The 20,834-nt window shown below is 37.5% G+C and carries 15 protein-coding genes; 2 read left to right on the top strand and 13 right to left on the bottom strand.

All coding sequences use genetic code 11. The features are described 5' to 3' along the window. Window positions 1-13 precede the first annotated feature (13 nt). The gene (locus tag LF886_RS04565) at window positions 14-1,066 is read left to right on the top strand and encodes an NAD(P)-dependent alcohol dehydrogenase (protein WP_124534808.1); all 1,053 of its coding nucleotides are present in this window, start codon (window positions 14-16) and stop codon (window positions 1,064-1,066) included. Window positions 1,067-1,115: 49 nt separating this feature from the next. Here the strand turns inward: LF886_RS04565 and LF886_RS04560 are convergent, their stop codons facing one another. Further along, window positions 1,116-1,544 (bottom strand): winged helix-turn-helix transcriptional regulator, encoded by a 429-nt coding sequence (locus LF886_RS04560; protein ID WP_236852906.1) that lies wholly within the window; start codon window positions 1,542-1,544, stop codon window positions 1,116-1,118. Window positions 1,545-1,627: 83 nt separating this feature from the next. On the opposite strand from LF886_RS04560, the gene LF886_RS04555 reads away from it, so the two are divergent. After that, window positions 1,628-2,506 (top strand): NAD(P)H-binding protein, encoded by an 879-nt coding sequence (locus LF886_RS04555; RefSeq protein ID WP_236852905.1) that lies wholly within the window; start codon window positions 1,628-1,630, stop codon window positions 2,504-2,506. A gap of 274 nt (window positions 2,507-2,780) precedes the next feature. On the opposite strand, the gene LF886_RS04550 is transcribed toward LF886_RS04555, so the two are convergent. The 12 genes from LF886_RS04550 to LF886_RS04495 form a co-directional block, all read right to left on the bottom strand. Continuing rightward, window positions 2,781-4,064 carry an ectonucleotide pyrophosphatase/phosphodiesterase gene (locus LF886_RS04550; protein ID WP_236852904.1) on the bottom strand — a complete coding sequence of 428 codons (1,284 nt, stop codon included), beginning with the start codon at window positions 4,062-4,064 and terminating at the stop codon, window positions 2,781-2,783. Window positions 4,065-4,173: 109 nt separating this feature from the next. Next, window positions 4,174-5,019, bottom strand: coding sequence for a GNAT family N-acetyltransferase (locus tag LF886_RS04545; protein WP_236852903.1), 846 nt, complete (start codon window positions 5,017-5,019; stop codon window positions 4,174-4,176). Window positions 5,020-5,202: 183 nt separating this feature from the next. Then, a complete protein-coding gene (locus LF886_RS04540; protein WP_236852902.1) occupies window positions 5,203-5,961 on the bottom strand; it encodes a T9SS type A sorting domain-containing protein in 759 nt (252 codons plus the stop codon). A 1-nt stretch (window position 5,962) separates the two neighbouring features. After that, window positions 5,963-6,487, bottom strand: coding sequence for an ankyrin repeat domain-containing protein (locus tag LF886_RS04535; protein ID WP_236852901.1), 525 nt, complete (start codon window positions 6,485-6,487; stop codon window positions 5,963-5,965). Further along, on the bottom strand, window positions 6,484-7,029 hold the full coding sequence (locus LF886_RS04530) for a YceI family protein (protein ID WP_236852900.1): 546 nt from the start codon (window positions 7,027-7,029) through the stop codon (window positions 6,484-6,486). Before LF886_RS04530 ends, LF886_RS04535 begins: the two co-directional genes overlap by 4 nt. 10 nt (window positions 7,030-7,039) lie before the next feature. After that, window positions 7,040-7,387, bottom strand: a complete 348-nt coding sequence (locus LF886_RS04525) for a hypothetical protein (protein ID WP_236852899.1) — start codon at window positions 7,385-7,387, stop codon at window positions 7,040-7,042. Window position 7,388: 1 nt separating this feature from the next. Continuing rightward, a complete protein-coding gene (locus LF886_RS04520; protein WP_236852898.1) occupies window positions 7,389-8,231 on the bottom strand; it encodes a DUF5777 family beta-barrel protein in 843 nt (280 codons plus the stop codon). 126 nt (window positions 8,232-8,357) lie between these two features. After that, window positions 8,358-9,008, bottom strand: coding sequence for a Crp/Fnr family transcriptional regulator (locus LF886_RS04515; RefSeq protein WP_236852897.1), 651 nt, complete (start codon window positions 9,006-9,008; stop codon window positions 8,358-8,360). A gap of 189 nt (window positions 9,009-9,197) precedes the next feature. After that, the gene (locus tag LF886_RS04510) at window positions 9,198-9,503 is read right to left on the bottom strand and encodes a DUF3467 domain-containing protein (protein ID WP_002976436.1); all 306 of its coding nucleotides are present in this window, start codon (window positions 9,501-9,503) and stop codon (window positions 9,198-9,200) included. 87 nt (window positions 9,504-9,590) lie between these two features. Continuing rightward, a complete protein-coding gene (rpoC, locus tag LF886_RS04505) occupies window positions 9,591-13,856 on the bottom strand; it encodes a DNA-directed RNA polymerase subunit beta' (RefSeq protein ID WP_236852896.1) in 4,266 nt (1,421 codons plus the stop codon). Between the two features lie 83 nt (window positions 13,857-13,939). Beyond that, the gene (rpoB, locus tag LF886_RS04500; RefSeq protein WP_124534784.1) at window positions 13,940-17,761 is read right to left on the bottom strand and encodes a DNA-directed RNA polymerase subunit beta; all 3,822 of its coding nucleotides are present in this window, start codon (window positions 17,759-17,761) and stop codon (window positions 13,940-13,942) included. A 455-nt stretch (window positions 17,762-18,216) separates the two neighbouring features. Further along, on the bottom strand, window positions 18,217-20,814 hold the full coding sequence (locus tag LF886_RS04495; RefSeq protein WP_236852895.1) for a T9SS type A sorting domain-containing protein: 2,598 nt from the start codon (window positions 20,812-20,814) through the stop codon (window positions 18,217-18,219). Between the last annotated feature and the right edge of the window lie 20 nt (window positions 20,815-20,834).

Here is a 20,834-nt window from a genome sequence, read left to right as displayed (position 1 = left end):
CTAAATATAAAAAATGAGTACAATCACAGTAAAAGCTTATGGTGCAGAGTCTACCACAGCAGATCTGAAAGAAATGAATATTGAAAGAAGAGAAGTAACCTCAAAAGATGTAGAAATTGAAATTCTATACTGCGGGGTATGCCACTCTGATCTTCATACCGCAAGAAACGACTGGGGCGGATCTTTGTATCCTGCAGTTCCAGGACATGAAATCGTGGGAAGAATTACTAAGGTAGGAAGCGAGGTTTCCAAATTTAAAGTAGGTGATCTTGCAGGAGTAGGATGTATTGTAGATTCTTGCGGACATTGCGAAAGCTGCAAGCATGATCTGGAGCAATATTGTCTGAATGGTTTCACAGGGACATACAACGGAAAGGACAAGCATTTGGGAGGTCATACTTTTGGAGGATATTCTCAAAAAGTAGTTGTAGATTCTCACCACGTTTTAAAAGTACCTGAAAATCTTGATCTTGCAGCTGTAGCTCCTCTTCTTTGTGCAGGTATTACAACCTGGTCACCTTTAAAACACTGGAATGTAGGTCCTGGCTCTAAAGTAGCTGTTGTAGGGCTAGGTGGTTTGGGTCACATGGCTATCAAACTGGCAAAAGGATTGGGAGCTGAGGTTACCCTGTTCTCAAGAACTCCTGGAAAAACAGATGATGCTAAACAGCTGGGTGCTGATCATGTTATCATTTCTACAGATGATGCACAAATGGATTCTGTAAAAGGAAAATTCGATGTGATCATTGATACGGTTCCTTATGTACATGATGTAAATCCATATGTTTCCACGTTAAATATTAATGGAACGCATGTTCTTGTAGGATATTTGGGAGGTTTAGAACCTATTCTGAATACTGTTCCTATGATATTGGGAAGAAAGTCTGTAGCTGGTTCAGTAATTGGTGGTATTGCGGAAACTCAGGAATTACTGGATTTCTGTGGTGAACATAATATTGTTTCAGAAATTGAAATGATCAAAATGCAGGACATCAACGAAGCTTATGAAAGAATGTTGAAAAGTGATGTAAGATATCGTTTCGTTATTGACATGCAGTCTTTGTAATTTTTCTATAGAATAACAAAAACAGGCTCTTCGGATTGAAGAGCCTGTTTTATTTTTTAAGGTTTTGGCTAAATGTATTCTGATCGTTATTCAGCATATATTTGTTTTCTTCAGCATATTGACTGTTATTTCTTTCCATATCCTGAAAAGCCCATGCTGCCATGGCATCAATAACAGGAGCAAGTTTGTTGCCTGCTTCACTCAGTTTATAAGTCACATGAGGTGGCACTACAGGTTTTGCTATTCTGATAATTAATCCATCTGCTTCCAGTTGTTTCAAGTGTTGGATCAGCATTTTTTCTGTTACCGCAGGAATTGCTTTTTTCAATTCACTGTATCTTTTTTCTCCTGTAGAAAGATTGAACAGGATAATGGGTTTCCAGAATCCGCCAATTCTTTCCATGACATACATTACAGGACAATCCTGTACTGTCTTTTTATTTTCCTGGATAGTTGAACTCTCTTTGATCGCTGTCATAGTTACATACTTTAGGGTAAGTACTTGTATAAAAGTAAGTACAAATATAACTTTGTTCTCAGAAATAAAAAAATATTTTACCTATGAAAATTATAATCACAGGATCATTAGGAAATGTAGCCAAACCATTAGCACAACAATTAGTGGCAGAAGGACATGATATTACCATTGTAAGCAGTAGCGATGCAAGAAAACAGGATATTGAATCTCTGGGAGCAACGCCAGCTATAGGGTCTATCACAGACGTTCAGTTTTTAACTCAAACATTTGAAGGAGCAGATGCTGTTTTTGTAATGACTCCTCCAGCGATCAGTCCGGATAAGATTGTGGAAAACACGACCAATGCGGGAAAAAATTATGCTGAAGCTTTAAAAAACGCCCATGTAAAAAGAGCGGTTATGCTTAGCAGCGTAGGTGCTGAATCTCCAGTTGAAAACGGTCCGATTGCCGGTCTTCACAATATTGAAAAAATATACAATGAAGTAGAAAATACCTCTTTTACTTTTTTAAGAGCCGGGTATTTCTATAATAATTTTTTCAATGATATTCCATTAATTCAGAATGCGGGCATCATTGGAAGTAATTATCCGGCAGGTATTGAAGTACCGGTAGTACACCCTACTGATATTGCCAAAGCTGCTGCTGAAGAACTTGTAAAAACCCAAAATAATAACAGCATCACATATATTGTGAGTGATGTACGAAAAGCTTCTGATTTTGCTAAAGTTTTAGGAACCTCAGTCAATAAACCTGAGCTTCCATGGGTAGAATTTTCTGATGAAGAAGCCTTAAATGGAGTGCTGCAGGCCGGACTTCCAAAAGATATGGCAGAACTGTATGTTGAAATGGGTAGAGGGATAAGAACTGGAGTGGTACAAAAGGACTTTATTGATCATGGTTCTGTTGTAACAGGAAATGTTAAGTTAGAAGATTTTGCAAAGGAGTTTTCTTCTCGATTCTAATTTCTTTTGTCTTGAAACAAAAGAAACAAAAGTTCAAGACTGGAATCAAAATGCTAAAAATAATTTTTGTTCTCTAAAAATTCTAAACTCGCGCGGATTCACTATTAATTTATTATCAAACTCGAACCCCGCGCTTCAAACAGTAGAATTTTCTTAACGTTCACAAAACTTATTTTTTTTACGCTTTTAATTCCTAAGTCAGTTAAAAAACAGTTTCGGCGCACCAAAGGTGCGCCGAAACTTATATTACCATATTATCTTTTTACTCTTCGGACTATTTCTGTTCTTTCAGAGTTTCTTTTAATACTTTCAGTTTTCCATCAATAGGCTGATCAACTTTTAATCCTAAAACTTCTGCAACCAAAGGATAAACATTAATATTAGCAAATTCGCTGATGATCAGATTATTTTTAAACTCCGGTCCCCAGGCAAAGAAAGTAGCTTTCATTTCCGGAACAACTTTAGGATTGTACCCATGTTTTCCAATTGATGATTTTTTGCCTTTCTCCAGGAATATTTTCGGAGCTTTCGGGATCAGAAGAATCTGTCCTATTCTGTTGTATTGATCGTCTCTTGTTGCAAAATGCAGATATTTAGGAAGCTTTTTATCCAAATATACTTCGTAATCATCTGTTTTATTTGCTTTCAGTTGTTTGTAAACCGCTTTTACCTCATCAGGGTTTTTAACGTAAACTCTTAACAAAGTCTGAGAATTGTAAAAGTCAAATCTGTTTTTATCCAAAAGAACAGCCGGGATTTCCAAAGGTGTACCTCCGTCTACTTTGATCATTCCGTGATCGGAAACAAAAATAAAGTTGACATTTTTTAAGCCTAATCCATCTACTTTCTGAACAAGATCCCCTATTGCGTGATCGATCAGATGAACAGCAGTTTCAGTTTCTTTCGTATCCGGGCCGTAATGATGCCCGCGTCCATCCACTTCCGGGAAATATAAGGAAATAAAATGCGGTCTCTTATCTTCCGGTAATTTCAACCAGTTGACTACTTTTTCTACTTTTTCGGAAGGGGTAAATTTTTCATGATAAGGATAATAATAAGAAGGTCTCATTCCTCCGGCATCACTGGCGGATCCTACCCACATTAAAGAAGCTGATACCATTCCTTGTTTTTCAGCGAGCCCCCAAAGTGGAGTTCCCCCATACCAGCTGCCGTCTTCAGCATTTTTCTTGCTGCTCATCGCATAAGTTTCCTTTCTCTTGTAATCATAGAAAAAGTTATCAATCAAACCATGATGAGAAGGGTAAAGTCCGGTGATCAGGCTCCAGTGATTGGGAAACGTAATACTTGGATAGCTGGGAATCATTGCTTCTGCTTTTACTCCACCATTAGCAAGCTTCAACAGGTTTTCAGCATTATATTTTTGAGCATAATCATAACGAAAACCATCTGTAGATATCATAATTACATAAGGTTTAGACTGTGCTTCCGTACTGTTTTGTCTACCCGGTATAACGACCTGAGCAGTATCAATATTTACCTGTTGCGCAAAAGCCGTAAAGGAAATGAGCAGCAGTAAAAAATGGATTCCTCGCTTCATTATTTTAAAATTTTCGGCAAAGTTACATCCTATACCTCTCCCTGAAAAGTTTAAGAGATTAAAAGTATATTAAAACCTCTTATTTTTTTCGAATCAAAATTAATATCTGTTAAATAGGTCTTTTCATTTCAAATTGTGACAGCCAATTGTTGAGGCCAATCTTTTCACTGAGAAACTTACTGATATTTTCTGAGGAGTCATCCACATTGTTCAGGGCTATAGGCTGTCCGTTATTTTTTTGTAAGATAGCATTGAAAAGCATGGTGCCAACTCCTTGATTTCTATAATTTTTATCAACAGCAATCTGATATACTTTTTTTGATGCAGGACCGTAGATGATATAACCTACCAATCTTTCACCATCATAAGCTCCCAGCGTTACATAATTTTCGGGCATGGGTTCCAATACAAAAACAGATCCCTGCCAGGAAGGTTCAATATCCCAGAATGAACATAACTTCTCCCATTGAAAGTCTTTCAGCTCCTGGATAGAAACCTCAGCATTTTCTTTTCCTTTCTTAATATTTCCGTTAAAGCAAAGCAGTCTTCGAACAATCGTGAAGCCCAGATTTTCATAGGCTCTGATTGCATTTTGATTTCCTTCAATCACTTCAAGCAGTAATATATTGGCATTTCTTTCTTTCAATACAGGAATGATAAAGTCATACATTTTCCTAACCAATCCTTTGCCTCTGCTTTCCGGAACGACACCAGTACCTCCATTATAGATTGTTTTCTCGCCATTTTCAACTTTTTCAGCCTGAAGAATAAAGCTTACCAACCGCCCTTCCTCAAATGCTCCGACAGAGATATTCATATCCAATTTTTCAGCTCCAATTTTTGAAATAAGAACCTCTTTTGTTAAATGAAAAGGAACAATATAATCAGAAAATGAATGGTTAAACACTGATAAAATTTCATCTATACTTGTATTTGCTAATGTTTTGAACTCCATTGATATTTTAAATTATCAGATTAAAAATCACCATCCTAATAACACGATCTTCTTTCTAATCCGGGTATACACAAATATATGGATTTTACAGCAATCCCCCTAGAATGGGTACTTTAAGAAAAAATGATACCCCTGAAAAATCAGAGGTATTCATTGCTAAATATTTAAGGTGTATTAAAAAAATTACTCTTTAATCAGTTTTTCGTAAGATGTAGTTCCATCTTTAAGCTGAATTTCAAGATAATAGCTTCCTGTCTTCAGATCTTCGACACTGATGTTTTCTCCATCCGGTCTTACTGACTTCACTTTTCTTCCAGTTGCTTCGTAGATATCAATGGATTTTATCTTATCAGCGTTTTTGAAATTCACAGTTGTTTTAGCAGGATTTGGGTAAAGATTTACCTTCTTGCTATTGGCAGCAATTTCATTGGTTGATAAAGTAGCGGCTGCCATTGTTAATGATGCATATCCTCTTCCTGCATCATGATAACCGATCCCTGTCCCTGTTTTTCTTGAATAAAAGATGTTGATTGTTCCGGCTGCGTTCGCAATAGCAAAATCTCCCGCTCCTCCGGAAAGTGATCTTGTTGCCACCACAGTTCTTGTAGATCCAGATATGGTATTGGAAGATTCTGTCCAGTCTTGAGAACCATCAACGTTAGGTGTTGTCATTCCAATAAATGTATAATCTCTATTAGTTGATGAATTATAAATAAATCCATCTGAGCCTGAAGCCATCCCCCCTGTATTTACACCATTTCCTCCAAAACCTATTCCCAACATAGAGTTGCTGTCTCCTGTTACTGTAAGAGTTACTCCTGCTGGAGTCGTGTCTAATTTCACCGTCATGGCTGTTGCCGGTAAATTTACCGTTCCTGACGAAAACTGTGCCCAGGCAAAATTTGCAAGAGCTAAACTAAGTGCTAGTAGAGTTTTTTTCATATCAATTTTTTAAAAGATTAATAATTTCCTTGTTATTGGTTTGTAATGCGTATTCAAAAGGGGTCATTCCCATTGAGTCTTTTTTTGTTTTATCTGCTTTATATTTAAGCAGCTGTTCTATCAGTTCCTTATTTCCAGATTTTACAGCCCAGAATAAAGGGGTGTATCCTGTGGCATCTGCAATATTAGGATCTGCTTTTTTCTTCAATAGATGTTCTACCAGATCTTTATTGTATTTTATGGCAAGACCTGCCAGTGCCGTTCCTTCACGGCTTTTATAGTTCACATCTTTTACGTTGTCGATCAAAAAATCTGCAACACTTGTATTCCCTCTGTAACAGGCTAAAATAAGTGGTGAAAAACCATTTTCATTAACCTGATTAATGACATCTGGGTTTTCTTTCATCAGTTCCTGTACTTCAGTAACTGTTCCGCTTCTGGCAACATCAAATATTGATTTCGCCTTTTCCTGACCCAATAGCAATGAGCTCAGAAATAGTCCTAATACCAAGATTATGTTTTTCATTGTTTTACCATTACGTAATTGTATTCAATATTAACATTCTCAGCTACTTTCTTGGTTACCATTTTAGGGATGGTCACTTTATAATCTACGGGTCTCGCTACAAAACCACCCTGCATATATATTTTACCATCTTTTGCATATAGAGTTGCTGCAGAAGTAATGGCTTTGTCTACTCCGTGAAAATTAAGAGTTCCCTGAACTGTATATTTTTGAGGGCTTGTGCTCAGCTTTGTTTTATCAAAGTTGATGATTTTCCCTTTGAAAGTTGTTTTCGGGTATTTTGCAGATTCTGCATAACTTTCATTAAAATGTTCTTCCATTAATTTTGTTTTAAAATGAAAGTTTTTAACAGTTGAAACCGATGCCATTTCACCGTTGTCTGCATTTAGAATCACTACATTCGTGTCATCCTGAGCAAAAATATTATCAAACAGAGGCACCGAAGCTTCGAAAGTAAGTTTCCCAGTTTTAGAGCTGTATTTTTGTGCTGAAGCGTACCCTGCAGAAAGGAGTAACACGCTTAATAATGTTATTTTTTTCATATCAATTTTTTTAATTTTCATTTAATCCGTCAGCTTTCCATTTGATGAAAATATTGATCTGGGCTGCAGACAGAGAGCCTCCCTGCGGCATTTTTCCGGGATCACCGTTCGGTCTTTGGATACGGTCCAGAATTCCGTCTATGTTATTTTTCACCTGATTATAAGTAACGAGAGGTTTGAAGCTTCCTGCAGAATGGCAGCCTATACAGCTGTTATCTACAATTGGTTTCACCTCTGCAGTGTAATTTACAGGGGTAGTGATGGGTCTATTATCAGAAATCTCTTCATAAGTTCTGCTATCACAAGCCGTCAGTATGATTGCTGACGATACTATTAATAAGGATGTTAGCTTTTTCATATTAAAAAACTCTATAAAGATTAAACCCAAAGAAAATATGCCCTTTTCCCCATGCTCCTGTGGCATTAGTAAGATATCCGATATCGGAGTTTATCTGGGAGTTCGTCAGTAAAAGCTGGAAAACGTGTCCTCCTGTTTCTATATCCATCCCCAATGAAAGAGGGTTTTTATAGAAACTGTGATCATCAAAATTCACAAAGTATTCTGCATTCAGAGAAACTCTTTTTGAAATTTTATAACGTCCTCCCAAACCTGCCAAAAACTGGTTTTTGTTTTCAATGGTAGGTTCGTAAAGATTTTTATGAACAAAGGAAGGGGTAAGCTGTAACGAGAACTTATCACTGAACCTTCTTGAGATTAATGCCTGTGTAAGATAAGAAAGCCTGTCACTAAACTTAAGGTGCGGATAAGTATCTTTACCCAATTCTGTATTGGCAGCCATTACATTATAGCCTACAATATCTACAGGAAAGTTTTCGTTTTGTTTTACCAGTCTGTATTTCACTGCTCCTTCAAACGTTTTCATATTCGTTTCTCTGGAAAGACTTACAGATACTGCATCTGAAACACCGTAGATAACGCCTAGCTTGGTTGAGGCATGATCCAGACCGAAAAAGTCTTTAAATCCTGCGCTTATATCTCCAAATCTATGGGCTACGATGATGTACCATTCTTTTTTGGCAGCCAGTTTTGTGGATTGTCCCGTAACAATCTGAAGGGCTTTGAAAGCGGGTTGTGAGGTTTCTGTATTGGTTTTCACCGTGTCAATATCTTTCAACAGATCTTCCTGTGCAAAGGCAAGACCTGAAGAAAATACTGACAAAAATAAGAGAGTTTTTGTCATATACAATTTAGATTAAATTATTGCTACAACAAACTTATTGAGTTCTCAATTCATAAACAGGTGATAAAAGTCACCAAAGAAATTGTTTTTATCAATTAAGAAGATAAACTTTCCAAACAAATAAAATTAGTCAACTCTAACATTTTCATTTACAGGAACTTTTATTCCTTCTTTCGTCTGAACAATTTCACCTTCGCTTTCAATTTTTTTCAAAACTCTGCTTACGACTTCTCTGGAAGTTCCCAAACTGCTGGCAATTTCACGATGGGTTATCTTAATAGGATTGTTTCCGGTAGATGAAATCTGCTGGTTAATATAATTCAGAACCCTTTTATCCAATCTGTGGAATACGGCATCATTCACCATACTCATGACTTCTGAAAACCTCCGGTCATATTCATGGTAAAACACTTTATTGATCTCAGGAAATTTTATCAGCCATTCATGCATTATAGAAACAGGAATCAAAACAGCTTCTGAGTCTTCTTCTGCAACGGCGTACACTCTGCTGATATAATCTGTCAGAATGGAAGAAAAGGTCATAAGACAGCTATCTTTTGGCTTAATATAATAGTAGATGAGTTCTCTTCCATCATTAAGAGTAAAAACCTTGATAGAGCCTTTTATTAAGAAGGGTACAAATTTATTTTTCTGCCCTTCTCTTATGATTTCAGTTTTTGCTTTTATATCTATTGCAACCGCATGCTTTTCGAGCTCAGATAAAAAATCGGAACCTAAAAAGCCAAATTTACTTACAGCGAACGAGTTATCAATCATATCTTATATTTTCTACTTTTTCTAAAACAAAGATATAAAATTGCCATATCCTTATTATATATTTTTATTTTATTAAAGAAAATTAACAATTAGATAAATTCAATCTTCATTTCTTTATTGCAGAGTGGAGGATATAAAAAATGCCCTGGTAAAAACCAGGGCATTCTTATTTTATTGTAAAAAGAAATCTTACGCTTGAACGTTGTTCCCTCCTAATACGAAAGGCTCAACTTCTTTGATTTCTCCGAACTGCTGCTCGTAATTAGCGATGTTCTGTTGAAGAGCGTTTAATACTCTTTTAGCGTGAAGTGGAGCAAGAATAACTCTTGATCTTACTTTAGCTTGCTGAACACCTGGCATCAACTGAATAAAGTCTACTACAAATTCAGATGGAGAGTGGTTTACTAAAGCTAAGTTAGCATAGATACCAGCAGCTACCATTTCGTTTAATTCGATGTTGATGTTTCCGTCTTGTGGATTTTGATTGTTGTCCATTGTTATAAATTATGTTTTTAAAATTCGAAATTTGAGATTGTGAAAATATAAAAATAAATTCAAACCCCAAATTTCAAATCATTAATTTTAGTTAAGGTCTTCGAATTCTTTCTTAGAACCTACAATAACATTCTGATATTCTTTAAGACCTGTACCTGCAGGAATTCTGTGTCCTACAATTACATTTTCTTTAAGACCACCTAGGGCATCTACCTTACCAGCAACTGCTGCTTCGTTAAGAACCTTAGTTGTTTCCTGGAATGATGCTGCAGACATGAATGACTTAGTCTGAAGAGCTGCTCTTGTAATACCTTGTAGTACAGGCGTTGCTGTAGCAGGTAAAGCTTCTCTTACTTCAACTAAGGCCTGATCTTCACGCTTCAACTTAGAGTTTTCGTCTCTTAATTCTCTTGCAGTAATCATCTGACCTGGTTTGAATTCTTTAGAATCACCAGCTTCTACTACTACTTTAAGACCGAATACTCTATTGTTTTCTTCTAGGAAGTCATATTTATGTTCAAGAGCTCCTTCAAGGAATTGAGTATCACCTCCATCTACGATAGATACTTTCGTCATCATCTGTCTTACGATAATTTCGAAGTGCTTGTCGTCGATTTTTACCCCCTGTAGACGGTAAACTTCCTGAATCTCATTTACTAAGTATTCCTGAACCGCAGTTGGTCCTTTGATCTTCAAGATGTCGTCTGGAGTCACTGAACCGTCAGAAAGTGGAGAACCAGCTCTTACGAAGTCATTCTCCTGAACCAAGATCTGGTTAGAAAGTTTTACCAAGTAAATTTTTCTTTCTCCAGTTTTAGCTTCTACGATCAATTCACGGTTACCTCTCTTAATTTTTCCGTAAGAAACTACCCCGTCGATTTCAGTAACAACCGCTGGGTTTGAAGGGTTTCTTGCTTCGAATAATTCGGTAACTCTCGGAAGACCTCCGGTGATATCCCCTGTCTTTGCAGCTTTTCTTGGGATCTTGATTAAAACTTTACCTGCTTTAATTTTTTCACCATCGTTTACCATTAAGTGGGCTCCTACCGGTAAGTTGTAAGCTTTCTGCTCAACTCCTTTAGAATCTACCACCTTCAAGGTAGGTACGGCTTTCTTATTTCTAGATTCAGAGATTACTTTCTCTTCGAATCCTGTTTGTTCGTCAATTTCTAGTTGGAATGAAATACCCTGGATGATATCTTCATATTCTACTTTACCAGCAGTTTCTGCAATGATAACCGCGTTATACGGATCCCACTTACAGATAACATCACCTTTTTTCACTTTATCACCTGCTTTCACAGCTAATATAGCCCCATAAGGTACGTTTGCTATCATTAATGGAGTTTTAGTCTCATTATCAGCAACTAATCTGAATTCTGTTGTACGTGAAACGATTACTTCAGCAGTATTTCCGTTTTCATCTTCAGAAGTAATTGTTCTTAATTCGTCAAATTCTACGATACCGTCTCTTCTTGCAACAATAGATGGATTCTCTGATACGTTTGTTGAAACCCCACCCTGGTGGAAAGTTCTTAGTGTAAGCTGAGTTCCCGGTTCTCCAATAGACTGTGCTGCAATTACCCCTACAGCTTCACCCATATGGATTACTTTACCAGTTGCTAAGTTTCTACCGTAACATTTAGCACAGATACCTCTTTTAGCTTCACAAGTTAACGGTGAACGAACTTCAACCGCTTCTAGTCCAGCTTCTTCAATTCTCTTAGCTAATGCTTCAATGATTACCTGATCTGCAGTAGCAATTAGCTCATCAGTTTCAGGATCATAGATATTATGAAGAGATACTCTACCTAAGATTCTTTCAGAAATCTTTTCAACGATCTCATCATTTTTCTTAAGTGCAGTAACTTCTGTACCTCTTAGAGTTCCACAGTCGTCTTCTGTAACGATAACATCCTGTGCAACGTCTACCAGTCTTCTCGTTAAGTAACCAGCATCGGCTGTCTTAAGAGCGGTATCCGCAAGACCCTTACGAGCACCGTGGGTAGAGATAAAGTATTCTAGAATCGAAAGACCTTCCTTAAAGTTTGCAAGGATCGGGTTTTCGATAATCTCCGCTCCGGTAGAACCGGCTTTTTGCGGTTTTGCCATCAAACCTCTCATCCCTGATAACTGACGGATCTGTTCTTTAGAACCCCTCGCCCCAGAGTCAAGCATCATGTATACAGAATTGAATCCACCTTGGTCAACTTTCATTCTGCTCATGATCATTTCAGTTAATCCAGCGTTGGTATTTGTCCAAACGTCGATTACCTGGTTATAACGTTCTGTATCTGTAATTAGACCCATGTTATAGTTGGCTCTAATTTCGTCTACTGTTTCAATAGAAGTAGCAATCATTTGCTTTTTCTCAACAGGAACTACAATATCCCCTAGTGAGAAAGAAAGACCTCCTTTGAATGCGTTTGAATACCCTAGGTCTTTCATTGCATCCAAGAACTTCACAGTTGTAGGGAAATCCGTATCAGCAAGAATCTTACCGATAACGTTTCTCAATGATTTCTTCGTAAGAAGTTCATTGATATATCCTGACTGCTTAGGAACGATCTGGTTAAATAAGATTCTACCAACAGAAGTTTCAGTTAATTTCGTAGTGATTTCACCGTTTTCTTTGATTGGAAGTCTACATCTTACCTTAGCATTTAAAGAAACTCTACCTTCAGCATAAGCGATTTCCGCTTCCTCAGGAGAATAGAATGCAAGACCTTCCCCTTTTACTTTCATATCTTCTGTAGAGCTCAATTCTTTAGTCATGAAATAAAGACCAAGAACCATGTCCTGAGAAGGTACCGTAATTGGAGAACCGTTTGCAGGGTTCAAGATGTTTTGAGAACCTAACATCAATAACTGAGCTTCAAGGATCGCTTCTGGTCCTAACGGTAAGTGTACCGCCATCTGGTCACCATCGAAATCGGCGTTGAATGCTGTTGTTACTAATGGGTGTAGCTGGATTGCCTTACCTTCGATCATCTTAGGTTGGAAAGCCTGAATACCTAGTCTGTGAAGCGTAGGTGCTCTGTTCAGTAGAACAGGGTGACCTTTCATCACGTTTTCAAGGATATCATATACTACAGGTTCTTTTCTGTCGATAATTCTCTTTGCAGATTTCACAGTTTTTACAATCCCTCTTTCAATTAGTTTTCTAATGATAAATGGTTTGTACAATTCAGCTGCCATATCTTTAGGAATACCACATTCGTGAAGCTGTAAGTTTGGACCTACAACAATTACGGAACGCGCCGAGTAATCTACCCTTTTCCCTAGTAAGTTCTGACGGAAACGACCTTGCTTACCTTTCAATGAATCTGAAAGTGATTTCAATGGTCTGTTTGATTCAGATTTTACTGCAGAAGATTTTCTTGTGTTATCGAATAATGAATCTACTGATTCCTGAAGCATACGCTTCTCGTTTCTCAAGATTACTTCTGGAGCTTTGATCTCCAATAATCTCTTCAAACGATTATTTCTGATAATAACTCTTCTATAAAGGTCATTCAAGTCAGAAGTTGCGAAACGTCCTCCATCCAATGGAACTAATGGTCTTAGTTCTGGTGGGATAACAGGAAGTACACGCATGATCATCCACTCTGGTCTGTTGATCATTCTTGTATTAGCACCTCTTAATGCTTCTACAACGTTCAATCTTTTTAGAGCTTCTGTTCTTCTTTGCTTAGAACCTTCGTTGTGAGCTTTGTGTCTCAAGTCGAAAGACAATGCATCAAGGTTGATTCTTTTTAATAGATCTTCAACAGCTTCAGCACCCATTCTGGCGATGAATTTGTTTGGATCAGAATCATCAAGATATTGGTTTTCTACAGGAAGGGTATCCATGATGTCAAGGTACTCTTCTTCTGTAAGGAATTCCATATTTTCAAAATCAGAACCGTCTAATTTTTTAGCAATACCCTGCTGAATCACTACATATCTTTCGTAGTAGATGATCATGTCTAATTTCTTAGAAGGAATTCCTAAAAGGTAACCGATTTTGTTTGGTAAAGAACGGAAATACCAGATATGAGCAATAGGAACAACCAAACCAATATGTCCGATTCTTTCTCTTCTTACTTTTTTCTCGGTAACTTCTACACCACAACGGTCACAAACGATCCCTTTGTAACGAATTCTCTTGTATTTACCACAAGCACATTCGTAATCCTTTACAGGACCAAAGATTTTCTCACAGAATAGCCCGTCTCTTTCCGGTTTGTGAGTTCTGTAGTTAATAGTTTCCGGTTTTAAAACCTCCCCTCTTGAGTCTTGCAAAATAGACTCCGGTGAAGCTAAACCGATGGTTATTTTATTAAATCTACTTGATTTATTTTTATTTGACATTATTTAGATTTTAGATTTTGGATTATAAATTTTGGATTATAGAATTCTGAACTGATTCAAAATTCAACATTCAAAATTTAAAATTATTCCTCAAGTCTTACGTCAAGTCCAAGTCCTTGTAACTCGTGAAGTAATACGTTGAATGATTCTGGAATACCTGGTTCAGGCATAGATTCACCTTTTGCAATTGCTTCATAAGTTTTTGCTCTACCAATCACGTCATCAGACTTCACAGTCAAGATTTCTCTAAGGATATTCGATGCACCGAATGCTTCAAGTGCCCAAACCTCCATCTCTCCGAATCTCTGACCTCCGAACTGAGCCTTACCTCCTAACGGCTGTTGAGTAATCAATGAGTAAGGACCAATAGAACGTGCGTGCATCTTATCATCAACCATGTGTCCTAGTTTCAGCATGTAGATAATACCTACTGTAGCGGCCTGAGTAAATCTTTCTCCAGTACCCCCATCATAAAGGTGAGTGTGACCGAATTTAGGAACTCCTGCTTTCTCAGTATATTCAGTGATCTGATCAAGAGTAGCTCCGTCGAAGATCGGCGTAGCGAACTTCATCCCTAGCTTCTGACCAGCCCATCCAAGAACTGTTTCATAAATCTGACCGATGTTCATACGAGAAGGTACCCCTAGTGGATTCAATACGATATCTACTGGTGTTCCGTCTTCAAGGAATGGCATATCTTCTTCACGAACGATTCTTGAAACGATACCTTTGTTACCGTGACGTCCTGCCATCTTATCTCCTACATTCAGTTTACGTTTCTTAGCGATGTAAACTTTAGCCAACTTCATAATCCCTGCAGGAAGCTCATCTCCGATTGAAATTGCAAATTTCTCACGGTTTTTAACTCCTTGGATATCGTTATATTTGATTTTGTAATTGTGAATCAATTGTTTGATCAATTCATTCTTGTCAGCGTCAACTGTCCAGTCTGCACCACTAACGTTTACATAATCTTCAACTGAAGTCAATAATTTGTGAGTGAATTTTACTCCTTTACCGATAATTTCCTCATCAAGGTCGTTTTGTACCCCTTGAGAAGTTTTACCGCTTACCAGTGTATTTAATTTTTCAATTAAAGTATTTCTTAACTCATCAAATTTAGCCTTGTAAGTGTTTTCAATTTCTTCAAGTCTAAGTTTTTCTTCAGTTCTTTTCTTTTTGTCTTTGATGTTTCTAGAGAACAATTTCTTGTTGATCACAACCCCTCTTAATGAAGAGTCTGCTTTCAATGAAGCATCTTTCACATCACCAGCTTTATCACCGAAGATTGCTCTAAGAAGTTTTTCTTCAGGAGTCGGGTCAGATTCACCTTTTGGAGTAATTTTACCAATCATGATATCTCCAGGCTTCACTTCAGCACCGATTCTGATCATACCGTTCTCGTCAAGATCTTTAGTAGCTTCTTCAGAAACGTTTGGAATATCTGCTGTAAGCTCTTCCATACCTAGTTTGGTATCACGAACTTCAAGAGAGTACTCATCTACGTGGATTGAAGTAAACCAGTCTTCACGTACAACTTTTTCATTGATTACGATTGCATCCTCAAAGTTGTATCCTTTCCAAGGCATGAACGCTACCACTAAGTTTCTACCAAGAGCCAATTCTCCTTTTTCAGTAGCATAACCATCGCAAAGTACTTGTCCTTTCTCTACTACATCACCTACTCTTACGTTTGGTCTTAGTGTGATCGTTGTACTCTGGTTAGTTTTTCTAAACTTAGTAAGTTTATATGTTTTAGTAGCAGACTCGAATTGTACTAAATCTTCGTCTTCGCTTCTTTCATATTTAATAACTATTCTGTCAGCATCTACGTACTCTACAGTACCTGTACCTTCAGCGTTAATTAAGATTCTTGAATCTCTTGCAACTTGCTGCTCAAGCCCAGTACCAACGATTGGAGCTTGTGGCTTCAATAGAGGAACGGCCTGACGCATCATGTTAGATCCCATCAATGCACGGTTCGCATCATCATGCTCCAAGAATGGAATTAATGAAGCGGAAATACCAGAGATCTGGTTTGGTGCAACATCGATAAGGTTAACCTGAGCTGGCTCAACTACCGGGTAGTCACCATCTAATCTTGCAATAATTCTATCTGTTAAGAAATCACCGTTATCGCTCAATTCAACGTTTGCCTGAGCAATTACTTTGTCTTCTTCGTCTTCTGCATTCAGATAGATAGGATCTGCATTAAGCTCAATCTTACCACCTTCTACTTTTCTATACGGAGTTTCGATGAAACCTAGTCTGTTGATTTTTGCATAGATCCCTAGAGATGAAATCAAACCGATGTTTGGTCCTTCCGGAGTTTCAATCGGACAAATTCTTCCGTAGTGAGTATGGTGAACGTCACGAACCTCGAAACCTGCTCTTTCTCTTGATAAACCACCAGGCCCTAGTGCAGATAATCTTCTCTTGTGAGTGATCTCTGATAGAGGGTTGGTTTGGTCCATGAACTGAGAAAGCTGGTTGGTACCAAAGAACGAGTTGATTACAGATGTTAAAGTCTTAGCGTTTACAAGATCAAGTGGAGTAAAGATTTCGTTATCTCTAACGTTCATTCTTTCCTTGATTGTTCTTGCAATTCTTGAAAGACCTACTCCGAACTGTCCTGCTAATTGCTCACCAACAGTTTTAATTCTTCTGTTTGATAAGTGGTCAATATCATCAACATCAGTTTTTGAGTTTACTAACTCAATTAAGTGTCTTACAATCGCAATGATATCTTCTTTTGTAAGAACTTCAGTTGTAGTTGGGATGTTTAGGCTTAACTTTTTGTTTAGTCTGTAACGTCCTACTTCACCTAAAGAGTATCTCTGCTCAGAGAAGAATAATTTTTCAATGATTCCTCTTGCAGTTTCCTCATCGGGTGGATCTGCATTTCTTAACTGACGATAAATGTACTCTACCGCTTCTTTTTCAGAGTTAGTAGGGTCTTTTTGTAATGTATTCTGGATGATAGAGAATTCGTTGCTGTTTTCTTTGTGAATCAGGATAGATTTCACACCAGCATCCAAGATAAGATCTAAATGTTCTTTTTCAAGAATAGTTTCTCTATCCAAGATGATTTCGTTTCTTTCGATAGAAACTACTTCACCTGTATCTTCGTCTACGAAATCTTCGAACCAAGTGTTCAATACTCTCGCAGCCAATGTTCTCCCTTCTACTTTTTTCAGGGCAGCTTTAGAAACTTTCACTTCTTCAGCAAGGTCAAAGATCTGAAGGATATCCTTGTCAGATTCGTACCCGATTGCTCTTAATAAAGTTGTTAATGGTAATTTTTTCTTACGGTCGATATACGCGTACATTACGCTGTTGATATCTGTTGTAAATTCCATCCAAGATCCTTTGAAAGGGATAATTCTTGAATAGTATAGTTTGGTTCCATTCGCGTGGTAAGTTTGTCCGAAGAATACACCAGGTGAACGGTGAAGCTGCGTAACAATAACTCTCTCTGCACCATTGATGATGAAAGAACCACTTGGCGTCATGTAAGGAACCGGACCTAGATATACGTCCTGAACCACAGTTTGGAAATCTTCGTGTTCCGGGTCAGTACAATACAACTTAAGTCTAGCTTTTAGAGGAACTGAATAAGTAAGTCCTCTTTCCACACACTCATCGATTGAATAACGTGGAGAATCTACCAGATAGTCTAAGAATTCTAATACGAATTGGTTTCTTGAATCCGTAATTGGGAAATTCTCTTGGAAAGTCTTGTAAAGAGCTTCTGTCTTTCTGGCTTCAGGAAGTGTATCAAGCTGGAAAAATTCTCTGAAAGACTGGATTTGGATATCCAAAAAGTCAGGAGTGATAATTTTTCCTTTCGCTGATGAGAAATTAATTCTCGGATTTCCTTGAGTTGTTGATTTTGTTTTACTCATAAAACTTTTAAGAAAGGGTTAAAAAATATTTTGATTTATTAAAAAAATATCAGGAGAGAAAAAGTGAAAAGAGGCTATAAAAAAGAAAAAGTAAAGAAAATTTTGGCGCAATTATCGGTCTTTGTTCTTTATTCTAAGTTCTTTAGATCTTTTATCTGATTCCTAACTGCAACACTGGTATATCTTTTCACAGTGTAATGCAAAATATTTTTACTACTTTTGAGGCTGTATCACCGCAATATCTATATATACGAAATCCCCTTCATGTTTTCACAATGAAAGAGTTGATTTTCAATATTTTATAAATTTACAAACAATTTTCCGCGCCAAAAGAGGGGCAAAGATACAAAAATTCATCCACAATAACAAATAAATCATCTCATTTTGAGGCTCTTAAAATAAGAGAGACTGCTCAAACATGAGCAGCCTCTCCACAACACAAGCTAATCTTATGATTATTTTACAATAACCTTATAAGATTGTATTTTTGATTTGGTTTCTACTTTAATAATATATACCCCTGTCGGAAGTGAAGAAGTATCAATTCCTGTATTGGCATTAAACTTATCTGTCTTCACGACCTGTCCCTGCGCTGAGAACAGTGTATACACCACTTCTTCTGCTGATGTAATTCTAAGATTTTCTCCCGCTTTTACCGGATTTGGATATACCTTTACATCGTTAGCTGCCTTATTAATTTCGGTTGCCGTAGTTCTTGCAGCAGTATTAGATGCATTTTTCAGCAATGAAGCGTACGGTGAAAGTGGAGAATTTGGAGATCCTCTCTTCACAAGGTCTGTATCTACAACTGCCTGAATACCATCTCTGTCCTTATCATCAATCGTAGAAATAAATCCACCACCCAACGTATCAAGGTTACCTTTTCCGATCTTATAAAGGTCAAGCTCTGAACCATTGGAAGTAATATCCAGGAAGTCCGGTTTATCATCTCCATCTGTATTTTTGATTGGGTATTTCAATATTCCTGAATCAGGTGAAGTTTCCAGAATATCTGCAATCCCATTTTTACCTACCGGAACATTACTGTCGATCACTCCATTGTGGTCTGTATCAATCTGATTGATTACCGACACAGGAATTCCAGATTCGAACAGATCTAAAATACCATCGTTATCAGAGTCAAGATCAAGATAATTAGGAACTGAATCTCCTAATACAGGTGTTAGAAGGATATCCCCTTCATCATCGTCATCCTGGAACTTGCCGTTTTTATCAAAATCTTCAATAGCATCAGGAATCCCATCATTATCAGAATCCATATCACATGCATCTACAATACCATCACCATCGGTATCCAATGCTGGAGATTTATCATTTACAGCTGTACATCCTTCTGCACAGTCAGGAATTCCGTTTCCATTATTATCTATACTGTCATCTCCTCCTGAACACTGGTCGAAACAGTTCGGTACTCCATCATTATCATCATCCCTGCTTGCAAATGCATTGTAGATATAATAATTCTGCGGAATACGAATTGCCGTTCCGCTATTGAACGTAATCTTCATACGGTTGAAAGGTTTTGTAGCCTTCCCTCCAACATAGAACTTATTAGAATTTGTAGTGAAGAAGTTTCCACTGATAAGGCTTCCTGAACTCGTAAAAGTATCAGTTAATGTATTTCCATTGTATAATGTTACCGTGATATTTTCCAGCACGCTTACCCCGAGAAGGTTTCCTGCTTTTTCTACCGTGAATCCAGCCATTGTATTGACAGGAAGCACAGCATTACTGCTTACAGTAGCAAAGGCTGAGAAAAGACTAAAGATAGAAGCTGCCGGAACGGTAGCTGTTGCATAATTGGACGGATTATTATCTACAATCGCTTCCGGATTGGTCATTTTAGCTAAAATAAGACCTAAAAATCCTGGTCCTGATGTCCATGAAGCTCCTGTTACCAGGTTTCCAGGAACAGAAGAACCGCTTGTCTGGATCTTATCATCACATTCGCAAGAAATAGGTTCCTCGAAAGCATAGTATACTTTAAGGGCTCCTAAATTAAATCCTACTGTCTGGGTAATTTTTAACCTTACTTCATTAAAGGGCTTAGTGGTCGTCAATGTAACTTTTTGTTTTCCTGAACCATACCCTAAAACTTTAATATTAATCAAGCCTCCTCCGTCGGATAACTGCTTAGAATCCTGAAGCTGTCCGAAAAGATAAGTTTCTATCGTAATATTCTTTAAAAATTCAGCACTTAATAGTTTCCCCTGATCATCCGGCTCTATGACAAATCCAGTTCTGTTCCCTGCAGGATACACCTGATTTTTATCTAAAACTCCCACAGAATAAGATCCCAGTAATCCGATTGGAAGAACGATCGATCCATACGAGTTCTTATTTCCATCCCCTATTCGTTCTTTATTCTGAACATAAGAAAGCGGAGCCAGGAAACTGCTGCTTCCCGATACATTCCCGTCAACACCACTTCCTGCAATGATATCATCGCAAAGACCATTATTATCTGTAGGTACTTTCGCTGGATCAAATGCAAATGCATAATACACATTCATCGCACTGAATACGGAAAGAACATTGGTTTGATATAATCTCACCTCATTAAATTCTTTTGATGTTTTGAAGTGGAGAAATATCCTGTTCTTACTTCCTCCAAATGCAGGCACTGATAAAAGTGTACTGCTGGTAGTTGTTTCCTGAAGAACACCATTTTTATAAGTACTGATCCTCAAAGAACTCAAAAGATCTACCGTAATAAAACTTGTCCCAAGGTCTACATTGAATCCTGTAATATACCCAGCAGGATAGGTTGTATTTTTATTTTTTACAGATATTCCGTTTCCACTTAACAAGGAAGCGAAATTTCCCATACTTACACTGTTATCCAGACTGGCATCCACCACCGGATTCATACTTCCGTTATAACATGCTAAGCAAATCCCTGAATTGTTCACAGGTTTTGCTTCTACACCCATCCCACGGATTGGTTCATAGCCCTGCTGCCCAAATACTACTGCAGACATTATGAATGTCATCAGCATAGCAGCTAGCTTTCCGAATAATTTTTTGGTCATATTCATTTTTTTAAGTTTGT

This window comes from Chryseobacterium sp. MEBOG07, assembly GCF_021869745.1.
Classification (GTDB): Bacteria; Bacteroidota; Bacteroidia; order Flavobacteriales; family Weeksellaceae; genus Chryseobacterium; species Chryseobacterium viscerum.
The sequence above is the reverse complement of the archived record's forward strand: the minus strand, read 5'-3'. Positions and strand labels throughout refer to the sequence as shown.